Annotated in this window: 13 protein-coding genes and 2 rRNA genes; 2 read left to right on the forward strand and 13 right to left on the reverse strand. The window is 68.4% G+C overall.

Going from position 1 to position 19,568, the window contains the following annotated elements; all coding sequences use genetic code 11:
* Positions 1-41 precede the first annotated feature (41 nt).
* From ASG94_RS00010 to argC, 12 genes are all read right to left on the reverse strand, one after another.
* A 23S ribosomal RNA gene (locus tag ASG94_RS00010) occupies positions 42-3,144 on the reverse strand.
* 374 nt (positions 3,145-3,518) lie between these two features.
* A 16S ribosomal RNA gene (locus ASG94_RS00015) occupies positions 3,519-5,033 on the reverse strand.
* Together the 16S and 23S rRNA genes form the textbook arrangement of a ribosomal RNA operon.
* Positions 5,034-5,546: 513 nt before the next feature.
* The gene (locus tag ASG94_RS00020; RefSeq protein WP_056924420.1) at positions 5,547-6,170 is read right to left on the reverse strand and encodes a DNA-3-methyladenine glycosylase; all 624 of its coding nucleotides are present in this window, start codon (positions 6,168-6,170) and stop codon (positions 5,547-5,549) included.
* The gene (gene argH / locus ASG94_RS00025; RefSeq protein ID WP_056924421.1) at positions 6,154-7,590 is read right to left on the reverse strand and encodes an argininosuccinate lyase; all 1,437 of its coding nucleotides are present in this window, start codon (positions 7,588-7,590) and stop codon (positions 6,154-6,156) included. The genes ASG94_RS00020 and argH overlap by 17 nt, the downstream gene beginning before the upstream one ends.
* Positions 7,590-9,020: an argininosuccinate synthase gene (gene argG, locus ASG94_RS00030; RefSeq protein ID WP_056924422.1), complete on the reverse strand. Its 1,431-nt coding sequence runs from the start codon at positions 9,018-9,020 to the stop codon at positions 7,590-7,592. Before argG ends, argH begins: the two co-directional genes overlap by 1 nt.
* A 1-nt stretch (position 9,021) precedes the next feature.
* Positions 9,022-9,582 carry an arginine repressor gene (locus ASG94_RS00035; RefSeq protein WP_056924423.1) on the reverse strand — a complete coding sequence of 187 codons (561 nt, stop codon included), beginning with the start codon at positions 9,580-9,582 and terminating at the stop codon, positions 9,022-9,024.
* Entirely contained in the window at positions 9,579-10,502 is a 924-nt protein-coding gene (gene argF, locus ASG94_RS00040) for an ornithine carbamoyltransferase (RefSeq protein WP_056924424.1), read from the reverse strand. The genes ASG94_RS00035 and argF overlap by 4 nt, the downstream gene beginning before the upstream one ends.
* Positions 10,499-11,686, reverse strand: coding sequence for an acetylornithine transaminase (locus ASG94_RS00045; RefSeq protein ID WP_056924425.1), 1,188 nt, complete (start codon positions 11,684-11,686; stop codon positions 10,499-10,501). The genes argF and ASG94_RS00045 overlap by 4 nt, the downstream gene beginning before the upstream one ends.
* Positions 11,683-12,624 carry an acetylglutamate kinase gene (gene argB / locus ASG94_RS00050; RefSeq protein WP_056924426.1) on the reverse strand — a complete coding sequence of 314 codons (942 nt, stop codon included), beginning with the start codon at positions 12,622-12,624 and terminating at the stop codon, positions 11,683-11,685. The genes ASG94_RS00045 and argB overlap by 4 nt, the downstream gene beginning before the upstream one ends.
* On the reverse strand, positions 12,621-13,772 hold the full coding sequence (gene argJ / locus ASG94_RS00055; protein WP_056924427.1) for a bifunctional glutamate N-acetyltransferase/amino-acid acetyltransferase ArgJ: 1,152 nt from the start codon (positions 13,770-13,772) through the stop codon (positions 12,621-12,623). Before argJ ends, argB begins: the two co-directional genes overlap by 4 nt.
* Positions 13,769-14,350: an ACT domain-containing protein gene (locus tag ASG94_RS00060; RefSeq protein ID WP_056924428.1), complete on the reverse strand. Its 582-nt coding sequence runs from the start codon at positions 14,348-14,350 to the stop codon at positions 13,769-13,771. The genes argJ and ASG94_RS00060 overlap by 4 nt, the downstream gene beginning before the upstream one ends.
* The gene (gene argC, locus ASG94_RS00065) at positions 14,347-15,375 is read right to left on the reverse strand and encodes an N-acetyl-gamma-glutamyl-phosphate reductase (RefSeq protein WP_056926179.1); all 1,029 of its coding nucleotides are present in this window, start codon (positions 15,373-15,375) and stop codon (positions 14,347-14,349) included. Before argC ends, ASG94_RS00060 begins: the two co-directional genes overlap by 4 nt.
* A 52-nt stretch (positions 15,376-15,427) precedes the next feature.
* Here argC and ASG94_RS00070 point away from each other — a divergent pair, with 52 nt between their 5' ends.
* Positions 15,428-16,213, forward strand: coding sequence for a hypothetical protein (locus tag ASG94_RS00070; protein ID WP_056924429.1), 786 nt, complete (start codon positions 15,428-15,430; stop codon positions 16,211-16,213).
* A 40-nt stretch (positions 16,214-16,253) separates the two neighbouring features.
* Complete coding sequence (locus ASG94_RS00075) at positions 16,254-17,063, forward strand: maleylpyruvate isomerase family mycothiol-dependent enzyme (protein WP_056924430.1); 810 nt, start codon at positions 16,254-16,256, stop codon at positions 17,061-17,063.
* A gap of 10 nt (positions 17,064-17,073) precedes the next feature.
* Here ASG94_RS00075 and pheT read toward each other — a convergent pair whose 3' ends face one another.
* Entirely contained in the window at positions 17,074-19,557 is a 2,484-nt protein-coding gene (gene pheT, locus ASG94_RS00080; protein ID WP_056924431.1) for a phenylalanine--tRNA ligase subunit beta, read from the reverse strand.
* Between the last annotated feature and the right edge of the window lie 11 nt (positions 19,558-19,568).

The raw sequence follows: 19,568 nt of genomic DNA on the forward strand, positions 1-19,568 counted from the left end.
GTGTGTGTATCGATCTTGTGGTGATGTGTTTTGTACGGTGTTGGGACAAGCCCTCGGCCTATTAGTACCGGTCGGCTAGGCATTGCTGCTGTACACCTCCGGCCTATCAACCCCATGTTCTGTGGGGGGCCTTACCCCATAACGGGTGGGAAACCTCATCTTGAAACGTGCTTCCCGCTTAGATGCATTCAGCGGTTATCACTTCCGAACGTAGCCAACCAGCCGTGCCCCTGGCGGGACAACTGGCACACCAGAGGTTCGTCCATCCCGGTCCTCTCGTACTAGGGACAGCCTTTCTCAAGTTTCCTGCGCGCGCGGCGGATAGGGACCGAACTGTCTCACGACGTTCTAAACCCAGCTCGCGTGCCGCTTTAATGGGCGAACAGCCCAACCCTTGGGACCTACTCCAGCCCCAGGATGCGACGAGCCGACATCGAGGTGCCAAACCATCCCGTCGATATGGACTCTTGGGGAAGATCAGCCTGTTATCCCCGGGGTACCTTTTATCCGTTGAGCGACGTCGCTTCCACATGCCGACGCCGGATCACTAGTTCCGACTTTCGTCCCTGCTCGACATGTCTGTCTCACAGTCAAGCTCCCTTGTGCACTTACACTCAACACCTGATTGCCAACCAGGCTGAGGGAACCTTTGAGCGCCTCCGTTACATTTTAGGAGGCAACCGCCCCAGTTAAACTACCCATCAGGCACTGTCCCTGATCCGGATTACGGACCTAGGTTAGACATCTAATACTACTAGAGTGGTATTTCAACGTTGACTCCAACCAAACTGGCGTCTGGCCTTCACAGTCTCCCACCTATCCTACACAAGCAGTACCAAACACCAATACCAAACTATAGTAAAGGTCCCGGGGTCTTTCCGTCCTGCCGCGCGTAACGAGCATCTTTACTCGTAGTGCAATTTCGCCGAGTCCATGGTTGAGACAGCGCCCAAGTCGTTACTCCATTCGTGCAGGTCGGAACTTACCCGACAAGGAATTTCGCTACCTTAGGATGGTTATAGTTACCACCGCCGTTTACTGGGGCTTAAATTCTCCGCTTCGACTTGCGTCTAACAGGTCCTCTTAACCTTCCAGCACCGGGCAGGAGTCAGTCCGTATACATCGTCTTACAACTTCGCACGGACCTGTGTTTTTAGTAAACAGTCGCTTGGGCCTGGTCTCTGCGGCCCTTCACGCTTCCCCACGCAAGGTGGTTCACGCTCCGGGCCCCCCTTCTCCCGAAGTTACGGGGGCATTTTGCCGAGTTCCTTAACCATGGTTATCTCGATCGCCTTGGTATTCTCTACCTGATCACCTGAGTCGGTTTGGGGTACGGGCGGCGCGTAGCTCGCTAGAGGTTTTTCTCGACAGCATAGGATCACCCACTTCGCCAAACGGCTCCGTGTCACATCTCAGACATATGGAATCCGGATTTGCCTAGATCCCGTCCTACATGCTTACCCGTGGACTACCATCGCCACGGCTGGGCTACCTTCCTGCGTCACCCCATCGCTTGACTACTACCAGATCGGGTCCCACGCTCCACCAGATCGCCTTCCCCGAAGGGTCGGTCAACCTGGCTTTGGGTGGTTAGCATCACCGGGTTCGTCATGGGCGCTACTTTGCCGGTACGGGAATATCAACCCGTTGTCCATCGACTACGCCTGTCGGCCTCGCCTTAGGTCCCGACTTACCCAGGGCAGATTAGCTTGACCCTGGAACCCTTGATCATTCGGCGGACGTGTTTCTCACACGTCATTCGCTACTCATGCCTGCATTCTCACTCGTGTGGCCTCCACACCTGGATCACTCCGGCGCTTCACTGCCCACACGACGCTCCCCTACCCATCCACACACCTGAACACCGATCAAGTCGATGCTAGATACACGCGTGAATGCCATAGCTTCGGCGGATGACTTGAGCCCCGCTACATTGTCGGCGCGGAATCACTTGACCAGTGAGCTATTACGCACTCTTTCAAGGGTGGCTGCTTCCAAGCCAACCTCCTGGTTGTCACTGCGACTCCACATCCTTTTCCACTTAGTCACCGCTTAGGGGCCTTAGCTGATGGTCTGGGCTGTTTCCCTCTCGACTACGGAGCTTATCCCCCGCAGTCTCACTGCTGCGCTCTCACTTACCGGCATTCGGAGTTTGGCTAACGTCAGTAACCTTGTAGGGCCCATCGGCTATCCAGTGCTCTACCTCCGGCAAGAAACACGCAACGCTGCACCTAAATGCATTTCGGGGAGAACCAGCTATCACGAAGTTTGATTGGCCTTTCACCCCTATCCACAGGTCATCCCCTCAGTTTTCAACCTAAGTGGGTTCGGTCCTCCACGTCGTCTTACCGACGCTTCAACCTGCCCATGGATAGATCACTTCGCTTCGGGTCTTGAGCGCGCTACTGAATCGCCCTATTCGGACTCGCTTTCGCTACGGCTTCCCCACACGGGTTAACCTCGCAACACACCGCAAACTCGCAGGCTCATTCTTCAAAAGGCACGCCGTCACCCTTACAGGCTCCGACGGATTGTAGGCACACGGTTTCAGGTACTATTTCACTCCCCGCCAGGGGTACTTTTCACCTTTCCCTCACGGTACTTGTCCGCTATCGGTCATCAAGGAGTATTTAGGCTTAACGGGTGGTCCCGCCAGATTCACACGGAATTTCAGGGGTTCCGTGTTACTTGGGGTAACGCTACGGAGCTTGTGCATTGCGTCTACGGGGCTATCACCCTCTACGGCCCGGCTTTCCAACCGGCTTCAACTTCCACACAAGTTTCTTACTCCGTGCAGGTACGGCAGCACCTGCCAAGCGGCCCCACAACCCCTGATGCGCAACCCCTGCCGGGTATCACACGCATCAGGTTTGGCCTCATCCGATTTCGCTCGCCACTACTCTCGGAATCACTTTTGTTTTCTCTTCCTGTCGGTACTGAGATGTTTCACTTCCCGACGTTCCCTCCACACACCCTATGTGTTCAGATGTGGGTAACTGGACATGACTCCAGCTGGGTTTCCCCATTCGGACACCCCCGGATCACAGCTCGGTTGCCAACTCCCCAGGGCTTATCGCAGGCTCCTACGTCCTTCATCGGCTCTTGATGCCAAGGCATCCACCATGTGCCCTTCATAGCTTGTCTCAACAACGTCAAAACAAATCACTACGAAAGATTAATTAATGCTCGCGTCCACTATGCAGATCTCAAACAACAACCCCACCAACCCCCCGACACCGCCGAAACGACGCCAGGACAAAGGGAGGAACCAGAACCACCGAACCCCACACACAACCAGTGCGTATGAGGGCCTGATGCTTCAGGACCCAACAGTGTGCCAAACCCAACCCCTCACCACACCAGACCACGTTCCACACCCACCCACACCCACAAGGGATGCGACCAGGTAGTACTAACGGCCCGACGAGCTCCGGGCAGACATTCATCGACGATTCCACTAGTGAGACACCGCATTGCTGGACAGACATTCGCTGCCAGTCAGGGCGTGTGCTCCTTAGAAAGGAGGTGATCCAGCCGCACCTTCCGGTACGGCTACCTTGTTACGACTTCGTCCTAATCGCCAGCCCCACCTTCGACGGCTCCCTCCACAAGGGTTGGGCCACCGGCTTCGGGTGTTGCCGACTTTCATGACGTGACGGGCGGTGTGTACAAGGCCCGGGAACGTATTCACCGCAGCGTTGCTGATCTGCGATTACTAGCGACTCCGACTTCATGGGGTCGAGTTGCAGACCCCAATCCGAACTGAGACCGGCTTTTTGGGATTCGCTCCGCCTTACAGCATCGCAGCCCTTTGTACCGGCCATTGTAGCATGCGTGAAGCCCTGGACATAAGGGGCATGATGACTTGACGTCATCCCCACCTTCCTCCGAGTTGACCCCGGCAGTCTCCTATGAGTCCCCACCATGACGTGCTGGCAACATAGGACGAGGGTTGCGCTCGTTGCGGGACTTAACCCAACATCTCACGACACGAGCTGACGACAGCCATGCACCACCTGTACACCGACAAAAGGGGCCTCATCTCTGAGGCTTTCCGGTGTATGTCAAACCCAGGTAAGGTTCTTCGCGTTGCATCGAATTAATCCGCATGCTCCGCCGCTTGTGCGGGCCCCCGTCAATTCCTTTGAGTTTTAGCCTTGCGGCCGTACTCCCCAGGCGGGGCGCTTAATGCGTTAGCTGCGGCACGGAATCCGTGGAATGGACCCCACACCTAGCGCCCAACGTTTACGGTGTGGACTACCAGGGTATCTAATCCTGTTCGCTCCCCACACTTTCGCTCCTCAGCGTCAGGTAATGCCCAGAGAACCGCCTTCGCCACCGGTGTTCCTCCTGATATCTGCGCATTTCACCGCTACACCAGGAATTCCGTTCTCCCCTGCATACCTCTAGTCTGCCCGTATCGAAAGCAAGCACTGAGTTAAGCCCAGTGTTTTCACTCCCGACGCGACAAACCGCCTACGAGCCCTTTACGCCCAATAATTCCGGACAACGCTCGCACCCTACGTATTACCGCGGCTGCTGGCACGTAGTTGGCCGGTGCTTCTTCTGTACCTACCGTCACTTTCGCTTCGTCGGTACTGAAAGAGGTTTACAACCCGAAGGCCGTCATCCCTCACGCGGCGTTGCTGGATCAGGCTTCCGCCCATTGTCCAATATTCCCCACTGCTGCCTCCCGTAGGAGTCTGGGCCGTGTCTCAGTCCCAGTGTGGCCGGTCACCCTCTCAGGCCGGCTACCCGTCGAAGCCATGGTAGGCCATTACCCCACCATCAAGCTGATAGGCCGCGAGCACATCCCCCACCGAAAAACTTTCCACCCCAACCCATGCGGATCGAGGTCATATCCGGTATTAATCACCGTTTCCGGTGGCTATCCCAAAGTGGGGGGCAGATTACTCACGTGTTACTCACCCGTTCGCCGCTCGAGTACCACCGAAGTGGCCTTTCCGCTCGACTTGCATGTGTTAAGCACGCCGCCAGCGTTCGTCCTGAGCCAGGATCAAACTCTCCATCGAAAAACAAACCCCACACCAACCAAAGCCAGCGCGAGAAAAAGAGAGCCACATCCCCCAGCATCAGACAATCACTGACAAATGTCAGAAATTATCGTTAACCAAAGAAACCACCACCACGACCAAAAAGCCATGGTGACGGGGCATAACAAACTAATTCGTCGACTATGACACACTGTTGAGTTCTCAAACATCAGACGCANAAAGAAACCACCACCACGACCAAAAAGCCATGGTGACGGGGCATAACAAACTAATTCGTCGACTATGACACACTGTTGAGTTCTCAAACATCAGACGCACCCAAGTGCGAACCTCTCGGTTCTTGTCTTGGGACAACCTGCAGTAACTTACCGGTCCGGGTCCGCCTCGTCAATCTCGGCCGGACCCACACCCGCCGCGCATGCAAGAACCCGCTTCTTCCAGCCGGTGAGGCCGGTGTTTCGCTGGCCGCTTGCGGCGACAGGTGAAACATTAGACCCCTCGTTCAACCGCTGACAAATCGGGGTCGGATCTTCACTGTTTCCGCAGGTCAGAGCGTTGTGGCCGCGGACGAGCGGTCGCCGGCCGGTACGCCGACACCGTCCGCTCCCCCGTCAGCCAGTACCGCCACGGCCGGTCCGGGGCGCCCCGCAGTCCCACGCGCGGACCGGTCGAGACGATTTCGGTTCCGGGCGTGTCGACGACCTCGAGCCGCACAGGCCCCTGGTCGAGCCGCGCGCCGTCGAGCTCCAGGTCGATGCCGAGTGCCTTGCAGAGCCGGGCCGGTCCGCGGGCCAGGTCCCGGTCGCTCGCCCCGGGGCGGCGTACCCGGGCGCTGTCGAGGCCGTCCACCAGCTCGCCCGCCCGGAGGAGCACGGCCGACGCCGTTCCCTCGGGACCACACACGACGTTGGCGCAGTGGTGCATGCCGTAGGTGAAGTACACGTAGAGGACACCGGCGGGCCCGAACATCACCGCGTTGCGCGGCGTCCTCCCGCGGTACGCGTGGGAGCCCGGGTCGTCGTCGCCGCCGTACGCCTCCACCTCCGTGAGCCGCACGCTGACGCCACCGTGCGTCAGCACGGAGCCGAGGAGGAGCGGCGCCACCTCGTGGACCGGTCCCCCCAGCAGGTCGAGCAGGTCAGGCGAGGCGCTCACGGTGCGCGGCCACCCGGCCGGCGAGCTCGTCGAGCTGGTCGCGGACGCGGGACGGCGCCGTGCCGCCGCGACCGGTGCGCGAGCCCACCGATCCCTCGACCGTCAGCACCTCGCGGACACCGGCGCCGAGCTCCGGCGAGATCTCGGCCAGCTGCTCGTCGGTGAGCTCGTGCAGCTCGACGCCGAGCTCCTCGCAGCGGCGTACGCAGGCACCGGCGACCTCGTGGGCGACCCGGAACGGAACCCCCTCGCGCACCAGCCACTCGGCCACGTCGGTCGCCAGCGAGAAGCCCTGAGGGGCGAGCTCGGCCATCCGGTCGGTGTTGAACTCCAGGGTGGCGATCATCCCGGTGAACGCCGGCAGCAGCACCTCGAGGGTGTCGACCGAGTCGAAGACCGGTTCCTTGTCCTCCTGGAGGTCGCGGTTGTACGCGAGTGGGAGCGCCTTGAGCGTGGTCATCAGCCCGGCGAGGTTGCCGACCAGCCGGCCGGCCTTGCCGCGGGCGAGCTCGGCGATGTCGGGGTTCTTCTTCTGCGGCATGATGCTCGACCCCGTCGACCAGGAGTCGTGCAGCCGGGCGAAGTCGAACTCCCGGGTCGTCCAGAGGATGACCTCCTCGGCCAGCCGGGAGACGTCGACGCCGATCATCGCGGTCACGAAGGCCAGCTCGGCGACGAAGTCACGGGCAGCCGTGCCGTCGATGGAGTTGGCGGTGGAGCCGGTGAAGCCGAGCTCGTGCGCCACGGCCGTCGGGTCGAGGCCCAGCGAGGAGCCGGCCAGCGCACCGGAGCCGTACGGCGAGTCACCGGCGACGCGGGCGTCCCAGTCGGCCAGCCGCGCGACGTCCCGCAGCAGCGGCCAGGCGTGCGCGAGCAGGTGGTGCGAGAGCAGCACTGGCTGGGCGTGCTGCAGGTGGGTGCGACCGGGCATCACGGCGTCGAGGTGCCGGCCCGCCTGGACGACCAGCGCGTCGACGAGGTCGAGCACCTGCCCGGCGACGATCGCGGCGTGGTCGCGCAGGAACGCCTTGAACAGCGTCGCGACCTGGTCGTTGCGGGAGCGACCGGCCCGGAGCCGGCCACCCACGTCGGGACCGACCTCCTCGAGCAGCAACCGCTCCAGGGCCCCGTGCACGTCCTCGTCCGTGGGGTCGGGGTGCAGGGTGCCGGCGGCGTACCGCTCCCCCAGCACGTGCAGCCCGCGGAGGAGCTCGGCGTGGTCGGCGTCGGTGAGCAGCCCGGCGCCGTGCAGCGCGTTGGCGTGCGCCCGCGACCCCGCGAGGTCGTAGGGGGTGAGCCGCCAGTCGAAGTGCGTCGAGCGCGACAGCTTGACCAGCTCCGGCGACGGACCGGACGTGAACCGTCCGCCCCACAGCGCGCCCTGGTTGGTCGTCCCTCCGGCGCCGACCTCCTCGGCCATCAGTCGGTCCCGACCTCGAGCGCGGCGTGGTCCAGTGCCTCGTCGTCGAGCTGGTCGGCTCCGTTGCGCCGCGCGATCCGGTCAGCGCCCCCGGGCTCGATCTCCCCGAAGAGGTTGCCGTTCTCGACCAGCACGTGGCCCTGGTCCTGCGGCTGGCTGGCGTACTGCTCGAGCTTGGCGCGCGAGTCGGCGATGTCGAGGTTGCGCATGGTGAGCTGGCCGATCCGGTCGGTGGGTCCGAAGACGGCGTTGTCGGTGCGCTCCATCGACAGCTTGTCGGGGTGGTAGGAGAACGCCGGGCCGTCGGTCGAGAGGACCGTGTAGTCCTCGCCACGACGCAGGCGCAGGGTGACCTCGCCGGTGACCAGCGAGGCGATCCAGCGCTGGATCGACTCGCGCATCATCAGCGCCTGCGGGTCCAGCCAGCGGCCCTCGTAGAGCAGGCGGCCGAGCCGGCGGCCCTCGTGGTGGTAGTTGGCGATGGTGTCCTCGTTGTGCACCGCGTTCAGCAGGCGCTCGTAGGCGATCCACAGCAGCGCCATGCCGGGGGCCTCGTAGATGCCCCGCGACTTGGCCTCGATGATCCGGTTCTCGATCTGGTCGGACATGCCGAGGCCGTGGCGACCACCGATCTCGTTGGCCTTCATCACCAGCTGGACCGGGTCGGCGTACGACGTGCCGCCGATCGCGACCGGGCGGCCCTGCTCGAAGCGGATCGTGACGTCCTCGGTGGCGATCTCGACGGACGGGTCCCAGAACTTCACGCCCATGATGGGTTGGACGGTCTCGAGCGAGACGTCGAGGTGCTCGAGGGTCTTGGCCTCGTGGGTGGCGCCCCAGATGTTGGCGTCGGTGGAGTAGGCCTTCTCCTTGCTGTCGCGGTAGGGCAGGCCGCGCTCGGTGAGCCACTGGCTCATCTCGGTGCGCCCGCCGAGCTCGTGCACGAAGTCGGCGTCCAGCCACGGCTTGTAGATGCGCAGCTCGGGGTTGGCCAGCAGGCCGTAGCGGTAGAACCGCTCGATGTCGTTGCCCTTGAAGGTCGAGCCGTCGCCCCAGATGTCGACGTCGTCCTCGTGCATCGCCCGCACCAGCATCATGCCGGTGACGGCGCGACCGAGCGGCGTGGTGTTGAAGTAGGCGCGACCACCGGAACGGATGTGGAAGGCCCCGCAGGCCAGGGCCGCGAGGCCCTCCTCGACCAGCGAGGTGCGGCAGTCGACGGCGCGGGCGATCTCGGCGCCGTACTCGAGGGCGCGACCGGGGACCCCGGAGATGTCCGGCTCGTCGTACTGGCCGATGTCGGCGGTGTAGGTGCACGGGACGGCGCCCTTGGCGCGCATCCAGGCCACCGCCACCGAGGTGTCGAGGCCGCCGGAGAAGGCGATGCCGACGCGCTCGCCGACGGGGAGGGAGGTGAGGACCTTGCTCATCTCAGTGGACGTCCTTTGCGGGGTGGGGGGATGTCGTGTCCCGGCTGGTGGTGTCGTGGTTGGCCAGGGCGAGGAAGCGCCGGGCGAGCGCCTCTCCCCCGGCGGCGTCGCGGCCGATGATCAGCACGGTGTCGTCGCCGGCGATGGTGCCGAGGACGTCGCCGAGGTCGGCCTTGTCGAACGCGCTGGCGAGGAACTGGGCGGCGCCGGGCGGGGTCCGCAGCACGACGAGGTTGGCACTCGCGTCGGCGCTGACCAGCAGGTCGCCGCACAGCCGCGCCAGCCGGTCGATGGCCGACGCCGTCTCGCGGGTCGCGCCCGGGGACCGGTCGCCGCCCTCGGCCGGGACGGCGTACACCAGGGCGCCCGAGGCGCTGCGGATCTTGACGGCGTCGAGCTCGACGAGGTCGCGGCTCAGGGTCGCCTGGGTGACGTGCACGCCGTGGTCGGCGAGGAGCTCGGCCAGCTCGGTCTGCGAGCGGACGTCGTGGTGGGTCACGAGGTCGATGATGCGCTGGTGGCGCGCGCTCTTGGTGGTGGGGCTGGTGGCGGTGTCGTTCATGCGCGCTCCAGGAGCCACGTGAGGATCGCCTTCTGGGCGTGACGACGGTTCTCCGCCTCGTCCCACACGACGCTCTGCGCGCCGTCGATGACGGCCGCGTCGATCTCGGTGCCGCGGTAGGCGGGCAGGCAGTGCATGACGATCGCGTCCGGTGCGGCGTGCGCGAGCAGGCCGGCGGTCAGCGAGTACGGCGTGAAGAGGCGCAGCCGGTCGGCCGCCTCCTCCTCGCGGCCCATCGACACCCAGGTGTCGGTGACGACCACCGCGGCATCGGTGACAGCGGCGACCGGGTCGCGCTCGAGGGTGATCGAGCCGCCGGTGCGAGACGCGATCTCGCCGGCCCGGGCGAGGACGGCGGCATCGGGCTCGTAGCCCTCGGGGGCGCCGACGGCGACGTGCATGCCGGCGGTGGCGCCGGCGAGCACCCACGAGTTGCCCATGTTGCAGGCCCCGTCGCCGACGAAGGCGACCCGGGTGCCGGCCAGGGTGCCGACGTGCTCGCGGACCGTCTGCAGGTCGGCCAGCAGCTGGCAGGGGTGGAACTCGTCGGTGAGCGCGTTGACCACGGGCACGCCGGCGTGCTCCGCCATCGTGACGAGGTCGGCCTGGTGGGCCGTGCGCCAGACGACCGCCGCGGCCTGGCGCCCGAGCACGCGGGCGACGTCCTCGAAGGACTCGCGCTCCCCCATGGCGGCCAGACCGCCGTCGACGGCCATCGCGTGCCCGCCGAGCTCCGCGATGCCCGCCGAGAAGGAGACCTGCGTGCGCAGGGTGGGACGGTCGAAGACCAGCGCGACGGTGCGGGGACCCTCGAGGGGACGCAGCGCGAAGGGGTCCGCCTTGATCGCGGCCGCGAGGTCGAGGACTTCGGCCTGCTCGGCCGGGGTGAGGTCGTCGTCGGCGAGGAGGTGGCGCATCAGGCTCCCCCTCCGTCATCGGCGCGGGCACCGGCGACGATCCCGCCGAAGGCGGCCGCGAATGCATCGACGTCGGCCTCGGAGAGCACCAGCGGCGGCACGAAGCGCAGCGTGGAGGGGCCCGTCGCGTTGAGCAGGTAGCCGGCGTCGCGTCCGGCGTCGACCACGGCGGCGGCGTCCTCGGCGTCGAGGTCCGCGGCGAGCATCAGGCCGTGGCCGCGCACCTCGGTGACGGCCGGCTGGTCGGCCAGGGCGTCCGCGAGGCGCTTGCCGACGTGCTCCACGTGCTCGAGGAGCCCGTCGCGCTCGATGGTGTCGAGCACGGCCAGCGCCGCGGCGCAGGCGACCGGGTTGCCGCCGAAGGTGGTGCCGTGGTTGCCGGGCCGGAGCAGCGAGCCTGCCTCGCCCAGGGCGACGGTGGCGCCGATCGGGATGCCGCCACCGAGTCCCTTGGCGAGGGTGACCACGTCGGGGGTGACGCCCCCGGCGAACGGCAGCTGGTGGGCGAACCAGGCACCGGTGCGGCCGATGCCGGTCTGCACCTCGTCCAGCCACAGCAGCGCGCCGTGGTGGGTGGTGATCTCCCGGGCCGCGGCGAGGTAGCCGTCCGGCGCGACGTGCACGCCGGCCTCCCCCTGGATCGGCTCGAGGACGACGGCGGCGGTCTCGTCGGTGACCGCGGCGGCGAGGGCGGCCTCGTCGCCGTACTCGACGAACGTGACGTGCCCGGGCAGCGGCTCGAAGGGCTCGCGGTAGGCGGCCTTCGACGTCAGCGCCAGCGCGCCCATGGTGCGGCCGTGGAAGCTGCCCATGGCGGCGACGAGGTGCGTGCGACCGGTACGCCGGGTCAGCTTGAAGGCGGCCTCGTTGGCCTCGGCCCCGGAGTTGGAGAAGAAGACCCGACCGGGCCCGCCGAGGAGCTGCAGAAGTCGCTCGGCAAGGGCGAGCTGGGGCTCGGAGGCCATGAAGTTGGAGACGTGGCCCAGCGTCCGCAGCTGGGTGGTCACCGCCTCGACGACCGCCGGGTGGGCGTGGCCCAGCGCATTGACGGCGATTCCGGCGTACAGGTCGACGTACTCACGACCCGCGTCGTCCCAGACCCGGACGCCCGCGCCGCGCTCGAGCTTGAGCCGCGGGGTGCCGAACGTGTCCATGAGGGCGCCCTCGTAGCGCTCCTGCCAGCTCATGCCTTGACCTCCGGGGTGGTGTGCGCCTTGCGCAGGACGGTCTCGACGCCGGGCAGCACCTGGGTGCCGACGCCCTCGTCGGTGAAGATCTCGAGCAGGACCGCGTGCGGCTCGCGCCCGTCCACGACGGTGGCGCGGGGCACGCCGCCCTGCACCGCCTGGAGGCAGGCGGTCATCTTGGGGACCATGCCGCTGGCCAGCGAGGGCAGCATCGCCTCGAGCGACTCGGGGCTGATCTCCTGGATCACGTCGTCACTGTGCGGCCAGTCCCGGAACAGGCCCTCCACGTCGGTGAGGACGAGCAGCTTCTCGGCGCCCAGCGCGACCGCCAGGGCGGCGGCAGCGGTGTCGGCGTTGACGTTGTGGACCACCCCGTCCTCGTCCGGGGCGACGCTGGAGATGACCGGGATGCGACCGGCCTCGACGATGTCCTGGACGGCCTCCGGGCGGACCTTGGCCACCTCGCCGACCAGGCCGAGGTCCACCTCCTCGCCGTCCACCACCGTGTTGGTGGCCTTGGCGGTGAAGAGGCCGGCGTCCTCACCGGAGAGGCCGACGGCGAGCGGTCCGTGCTGGTTGATGAGGCCCACGAGCTCGCGCTGCACCTGGCCGACCAGCACCATCCGGACGACGTCCATCGCCTCGGGCGTGGTCACCCGGAGGCCGCCGCGGAACTCCGAGGTGATGTCGAGGCGCTTGAGCATCGCGGAGATCTGCGGGCCGCCGCCGTGGACGACGACGGGCTTGAAGCCGGCGAAGCGCAGGAACGCGACGTCCTCGGCGAAGGCGGCCTTGAGGGTGTCGTCGGTCATCGCGTTGCCGCCGTACTTCACCACGATCGTGCGCCCGTGGTAGCGCTTGAGCCACGGCAGCGCCGCGGCGAGCGTGCGCGCCTTGGCGGGGTCGGGTCGGTTCTGGGAGCTGGCGTGAGTGGTCATGAGCTGTAGGCGCTGTTCTCGTGGACGTAGGCGTGGGTGAGGTCGTTGGTCCAGACGGTGGCCCGGGCGTCGCCGGCCTTGAGGTCGATGGTGACGCTGACCTCCCGGCCGGTCAGGTCGACGCCGGCCGGGTCCTCGGCGGGCGTGGACCGGCGGCAGACCCAGACGCCGTTCATGGCGACGTCGAGATCGGCGGGGTCGAAGGCCGCCCCGGTCGTGCCGATGCTGGCCAGCACGCGTCCCCAGTTGGGGTCGTTGCCGAAGACCGCGGCCTTGAAGAGGTTGGAGCGGGCCACGCTGCGGGCGACCTCCACCGCCTCGTCCTCGGACGCGGCGTGGAGCGCGGTGATGGCGATCTCGTGGTCGGCGCCCTCGGCGTCCTTGAGCAGCTGCATGGCCAGGTCGGTGCAGGCCTGGGTCAGCGCCTCGGTGAAGTCGTCCGGCGTCGGGGTGATGCCGCTGGCCCCGCTCGCCATCACGGTCACGGTGTCGTTGGTCGACATGCAGCCGTCGGAGTCGAGCCGGTCGAAGGACACCCGCGTGGCGGCCCGGAGGGCGGCGTCGAGGTCGGCGGCGGGGACGACCGCGTCGGTGGTGAGCACGACCAGCATCGTGGCGAGCTGGGGGGCCAGCATGCCGGCGCCCTTGGCCATCCCGCCGATCGACCAGCCGGCGCCCTCGACGACGACCTGCTTGCTCACCGAGTCGGTGGTCATGATCGCCTCGGCAGCGTCGGTCCCGCCGTCGGTGCTGAGGCCCGCGTGGGCGGCGTCCACCCCGGCGAGGAGCGCCTCGCGGTCGTTGGCGAGCCCGATGAGTCCGGTCGAGCAGACGACCACGTCGATCGCGCCGATGCCGAGCCGGTCGGCGACGCGCTCGGCCACCGCGTGGGTGGTCTGGAAGCCGTCGGGCCCGGTGTAGCAGTTGGCACCGCCGGAGTTGAGGACGACGGCCCGGACGACGCCGTCCTTGACCACCTCCTGGCTCCACAGGATCGGGTTGGCCTTGCAGCGGTTGGCGGTGAAGACGGTGGCGGAGTCGAACCTCGGCCCGGCGTTGACGACCAGGGCCAGGTCCTTGCCGCCGCTGGTCTTGAGCCCGGCCTCGACACCGGCGGCGGTGAATCCCGCCGGGTGGGTCGTGGTCACTTCTTCTTCGCCCCCTCGCGGGAGGTGTCGCCCTTGCCCCGGTCGCCCTTGCCCCGGTCGCCCCGCGGCCGGTCACGCCCCTTGTCGCGGGCGGGCTTGGCGGGCACGGCGTCCGTCACGGTGTGGCCGCGGCGGCGCCACGCCTCGGCCGCCTTGCCGGCGTCGACGAGGCGCACCATCACCCAGTCGGTGTCGAAGGTGGACAGCGTGTAGACCGGGATCTGCGCCTCGGCGAGCGGGACCAGCAGGCCCGCGAGGATGCCGATCGCATCCGGGTCGAGCGGACCCCCGACCTGGAAGGCCGTGAGCGGCTTGATGCTGGGGGTCTTGGTCGGCACCGACCGAGTCGCGCACACCAGGCTGGTCTCGGTCGCGGTGGCCGTGATCGAGAAGAGGCTCGCCGACTCGGCCCACTGGGGGATCTCGGCGCCCGGGCCGAGGCGCACGATCGCGAGCTTCTCGGGGAACTTGAGCAGGGTGAACGTCGGACCGGAGTGCCCGGTCGTGTCGACCTGTGACTGGGTCGTGTCGGCGGACGGCTCGATCGGCTCGGTCGTCTCGGGGGTCTGGTCGTTCATGGTGCGAGTCCGATCGTGGAGAGCCCGGTGGTCTCGTCGAGGCCGAGCGCGAGGTTGAGGCACTGCACGGCGGCGCCGGCGGTGCCCTTGGCGAGGTTGTCGACCACGCCGACCGCGACGACGCGGCGTACGGCGGGGTCGACGGTGACCTGCACGTGCACGGCGTTGGAGCCGAGCACGGACTGGGTCTGCGGCCACTGGCCGTCGGGGAGCACGTGCACGAAGGCCTCGTCGGCGTACGCCGCGAGGTAGGCCGCGCGCACCTCGTCGGCGTCGGCGTCACGGGCGAGCGGCGCGGACACGGTGGCCAGGATGCCCCGCGACATCGGGACCAGCAACGGCGTGAAGCCGACCCGGACGTCGCCGTCGTGGACGCGTCCGAGGTTCTGGGTGATCTCGGGCGTGTGCCGGTGCACTCCCCCGACGCCGTACGCACTGGCGTTGCCCATCACCTCGCTGCCGAGCAGGTGCGCCTTGGCGGCCTTGCCGGCGCCCGACGTCCCGCTCGCGGCCACCACGCTGATGTCGGGCTCGACGAGTCCGGCGGCCAGCGCCGGAGCGATGGTGAGGGTGGAGACGGTCGGGTAGCACCCGGGCACGGCGATGCGTCGGGCACCGCGCAGCTGCTCGCGCTGGCCGGGCAGCTCAGGCAGGCCGTAGGGCCAGGAGCCCGCGTGGGTGCCGCCGTAGAACCGCTCCCAGGCGGCCGCGTCGGTGAGCCGGAAGTCGGCTCCGCAGTCGATGACCACCACGTCGTCGCCGAGGGCCTCGGCGATCGGGGCCGACTGACCGTGCGGCAGGCCGAGGACGACCACGTCGTGGCCCGCGAGCGTCTCGGGGGTGGTCTCCTCGAGCACCCGGTCGGCCAGGGGCAGCAGGTGCGGCTGGAGGCCGCCGAGGGCCTCCCCGGCGTTGGACCCTGCCGTCAGCGCGCCGATGCGCGCGTCGGGATGGCCCAGGAGGAGGCGCAGCACCTCGCCCCCGGCGTACCCGCTGGCACCGGCGACGGCGACGGAGAAGCTCATGTGCATGACTATACATCGACATGCATGATCATGCCTCACTAGGGTCTGCGCCGTGGACATCGTCTTCGCGGAGCACCTGGACCTGCTGGACCTGCACGGGCGCGCGGCGGTCGCGAGCCTGGCCCAGCTGGGACCTGCCGACACCTTGCCACCCCACGGCGTCCCGGCGCACGCGGCGACACGCGAGCACTGGGCGACGCTGGAGATCTGGGCCTGGACCCTGGAGCACCCGGGCCGGTACTGGAGCCAGCGCGTGGAGCCGTCCCCGCCGCAGGCGCACGGCGACGTGGTCGCCGCGATCGCGACGGAGATCAGCCACCTCGAGGACCTGCTGCTGGCGACCGGGCCCGAGGCCGACCTCGACTTCTTCGGGCGACCGGGGACGACCGGCGACGTGGCACGGCTGCTGGCCCACGAGGCCGTCGGTGTCGCGCACGCCGCCAGCCTCGCGGCCGGGCGTGGCGCCCCCATGGTGACCCCGGCGGTGGCCGCGGACGGGATCGACCGGGCCCTCGGACACTGGGCGGAGCCGGACGCCGACGTCATGTGGCAGCCCCGTCCCGCGCTGCTGCGGGCCACGGACACCGCGGACGAGTGGCCGGTGTGCTTCGGCCAGGACCGGCGCGGCGACGTCGGCGCCGTCCGGCCAGGGGCGGGCGGCGAGCCCGTCGTGGTGGTGGCGGGACCGGCCACCGCGCTGCTGTGGTGGCTGCACGACCACGAGGTCGGCGAGCACGTCACGCTGAGCGGGGAGCCGGACGCCGTACGGATCCTGCGACGGTCGCTCGACCACGAGATCGAGCCGGTCCCCCGCCGTCGGGGGTGGCGACGCCGATAACGGCTGTCGCCCTGTCGGTGCCGACGCCTAGCGTGTCGGCATGACGCGACTGACGCCCGAGGGCTACCTCGACCACATCCGCTCCGAGTCCGCACGCTTCCGCGAGGTCCTCGCCGACTGCGACCCCGGTGCGCGGGTGCCGTCGTGCCCCGACTGGGACGCCGCCGACCTGCTGTGGCACCTGACCAAGGTGCAGCGGTTCTGGGCGGGACGGGTCGCCGATCGTCCGGCCGCGCCGGTGGAGGGCGAGGAGGCCTACGACGCCGAGCGACCGGCGGCGTACGCCGAGCTCCTCGCCGCCTACGACGTGGCGAGCGCGACCCTGGCCGAGTCCCTCGAGGGTGTCGATCCCGGCGCCGAGGCCTGGACCTGGTCGGACGACCACACGGTCGGCTTCATCCTGCGCCGCCAGGCCCACGAGGCGCTGGTCCACCGCATGGACGCGGAGCTGGCGGCCGGCACCGCGTCCGAGGTGGACCCCAGGCTCGCGGCCGACGGCGTGGCCGAGGTGGTGGGCGTGATGTACGGCGGGTGCCCGCCGTGGGGCTCGTGGGAGCCGCTCCCCCACCACGTCCGCCTCGACTGCACGGACACCGGCGACGAGCTGTGGGCCCAGCTGGGGTTGTTCAGCGGCACCGACCCGGACAGCGGCCAGGTCATCGCGGGCGAGGAGGACTGCCACCTCGTCGAGGCGCCCGAGGACCTCGAGCCCGACGTCGTCGTCGACGGGCCGGCCGCCGCCCTCGATGCCTGGCTCTGGCACCGGGGCGACGAGAGGCACCTGTCGGTGGTCGGCGACCAAGGCGTCCTCGACCGCTTCCGTGCGATCGTGGCCACCCCGATCAACTGAGCCGGCACCCTCAGCGCTGGACGGCCCCGGTCCGCTCTCCGGCGACGCGGACGGCGGCGTCGCGAGCGGCCGCGGACTCGCCCTCCTTGAGCGTGCGGTCGGGGGCCCGGAAGCGCAGCGCGAACGCCAACGACTTCTTCCCCGGGCCGACCTGCTCGCCGGTGTAGACGTCGAAGAGCCGGATCGACTCGAGCAGCTCGCCGGCCCCCTCGCGCAGCGCCGCCTCGACGTCGGCCGCGGCCACGGTCTCGTCGACCACGAGGGCCACGTCCTCCTTGGCGACCGGGTAGCCCGAGAAGCTCGGCGCGGGGCGCAGGTGCACGGCGTGCTGGAGGAGCACCTCGAGGTCGACCTCGGCGGCGACCGAGCGCGGTGGCAGGCCGAAGGCCGTGCACACGCGGGGGTGGAGCTCCCCGGCGTGGCCGACGACCACGTCGCCGAGCAGGAGCGCCGCGCACCGCCCGGGGTGCCACGGGGCGGTGGTGGCGGGCCGCGTGGCCAGCTCGAGGCCGAGCGCACCGGCGACGGTGCGCACGGCGTCGACGGCGTCGGCCCACGTCACGGTCCGTCCGGGACCCCACCAGCCGGCCTGCTCGTGCTCGCCGGCAGCGACGAGGCCGAGGTGCAGCGGCTGGTCGGGCAGGGCCTTGTCCAGTGCGTCGAGCTCGGCGTCCGTGGGGCGGCGGTCCACGGGCAGGATCGGCGCCGGGCCGCTCGCGCGGGGCACCGTCACGGGCGCTGCCTCGAAGATGGCCAGCGACGTCGCGCCCAGCCCGACGTTCCTGCCGGCGGTGCGCAGCAGGGCCGGCAGCAGGGTGGTCGTCATCCCCGGCGCCTCGCTGCTGAGCGGGTTGGACAGGCGCAGCGTCGTACGCCGCGGGTCGTCACCCGGCAGTCCCAGGGCGTCGAGGTCGGCGTCGCCCACGAACGGGAAGGTCACGACCTCGACGAACCCGGCACCGGCCATGGTGCGCCCGATGCGGCGGCGCAGCAGCTGGGTGCGGGTCAGGCCGCGGCCGCCGGGCGCCTGGGGCAGCACCGACGGGATGGTGTCGTAGCCGACGAGGCGGATGACCTCCTCGGTGGTGTCCTGCGGGTCGGTGAGGTCGGGGCGCCACGGCGGGGGCACGACCTCGAGCGTCCCGGTGCCGGAGACCTCGCAGCCGACGGCACGCAGCGCCGCGACGGCCCGCTCCTCGCTGATGTCGAGGCCCGAGACGCGCGCGGCCCGGTCGCCGGCCACGGTGATCGTGGGCATCGACGGCGGCGTCCCCACGACGGTGACGCCGGGATCGACCTGCCCGCCGCCGTACGTCGTCAGCAGCTCGACCACACGGTCGGCCGCGGCCTCGCAGATGGTGGCGTCGACGCCGCGCTCGTTGCGCTTGCCGGCCTCGGAGGTGATGCGGTGGCGACGGCCGGTGCGGAACATCGACGTGGCGTCCCAGTGGGCCGCCTCGACCAGGACGCTGGTCGTGGTCGCCGACATCTCGGTCGTCTGCCCGCCCATCACGCCGCCGAGGCCGATGATGCCCGAGTCGTCGGTGACGACGAGGTCCTCGGCCGACAGGGTGCGTGCGGTGCCGTCGAGGGTGGTGAGGGTCTCGCCCTCCCGCGCGCGGCGTACGACGATCGGTCCCTGCAGCAGGTCGGCGTCGTAGCCGTGGATCGGCCGGCCGGTCTCGAGCATCACGTAGTTGGTGACGTCGACGGCGAGCGAGATCGGCCGCATGCCGGCCGCGGTCAGGCGCTGTGCGATGACCTCCGGGGTCGGCGCCGACGGGTCGAAGCCGGTGATCTTGCGGGCCACGAACACCGGGCAGCCCGCCTCGTCCTCGACCACGACGGGGTGCCCGGCGTCGTTGGCGGGCGGGGTCTCGCGCAGCGCGGGGTCGCGGAAGCCGGAGGCACCCTCGACGGAGACGAGCACCTCGCGGGCGATGCCGCGCAGGGAGAGCGCGTAGGCGCGGTCGGGGTTGATCTCGAACTCGATGATCTCCTCGTCGAGCCCGAGCAGGGGCCGTACGTCCTGGCCCGGCTCGCCGGCGTCGGCGGGGAGCACGATGATGCCGTCGTGGTCGTCGCCCAGGCCCAGCTCGGCGGCCGAGCAGATCATGCCGGAGGACACGTGCCCATAGGTCTTGCGCGCGGAGATCTCGAAGCCGCCGGGCAGCACGCCGCCGGGCAGCACGACGACCACCAGGTCGCCGGGCGCGAAGTTGTGGGCGCCGCAGACGATGCCCTGCGGCTCACCGCTCCCGTTGGCGTCCGCGACGTCGACGGTGCACCAGTTGATGGTCTTGCCGTTCTTCTGCGGCTCGGGCTCCATGGTGAGCACCCGGCCGACCACGAGCGGCCCGGTGATCTCGGCGCCCGGGCTGGCGATGCCCTCGAGCTTGAGGCCGGTGAGGGTGAGGCGGGCGGTGAGCTCGTCGGTGGTGACGTGGTCGGGCACGTCGACGTACTCGGTGATCCAGGACAGGGGGGTCTTCACGAAGGAGTCCT

This window comes from Nocardioides sp. Soil805 (genome assembly GCF_001429625.1).
Taxonomy (GTDB): Bacteria; Actinomycetota; Actinomycetes; order Propionibacteriales; family Nocardioidaceae; genus Nocardioides.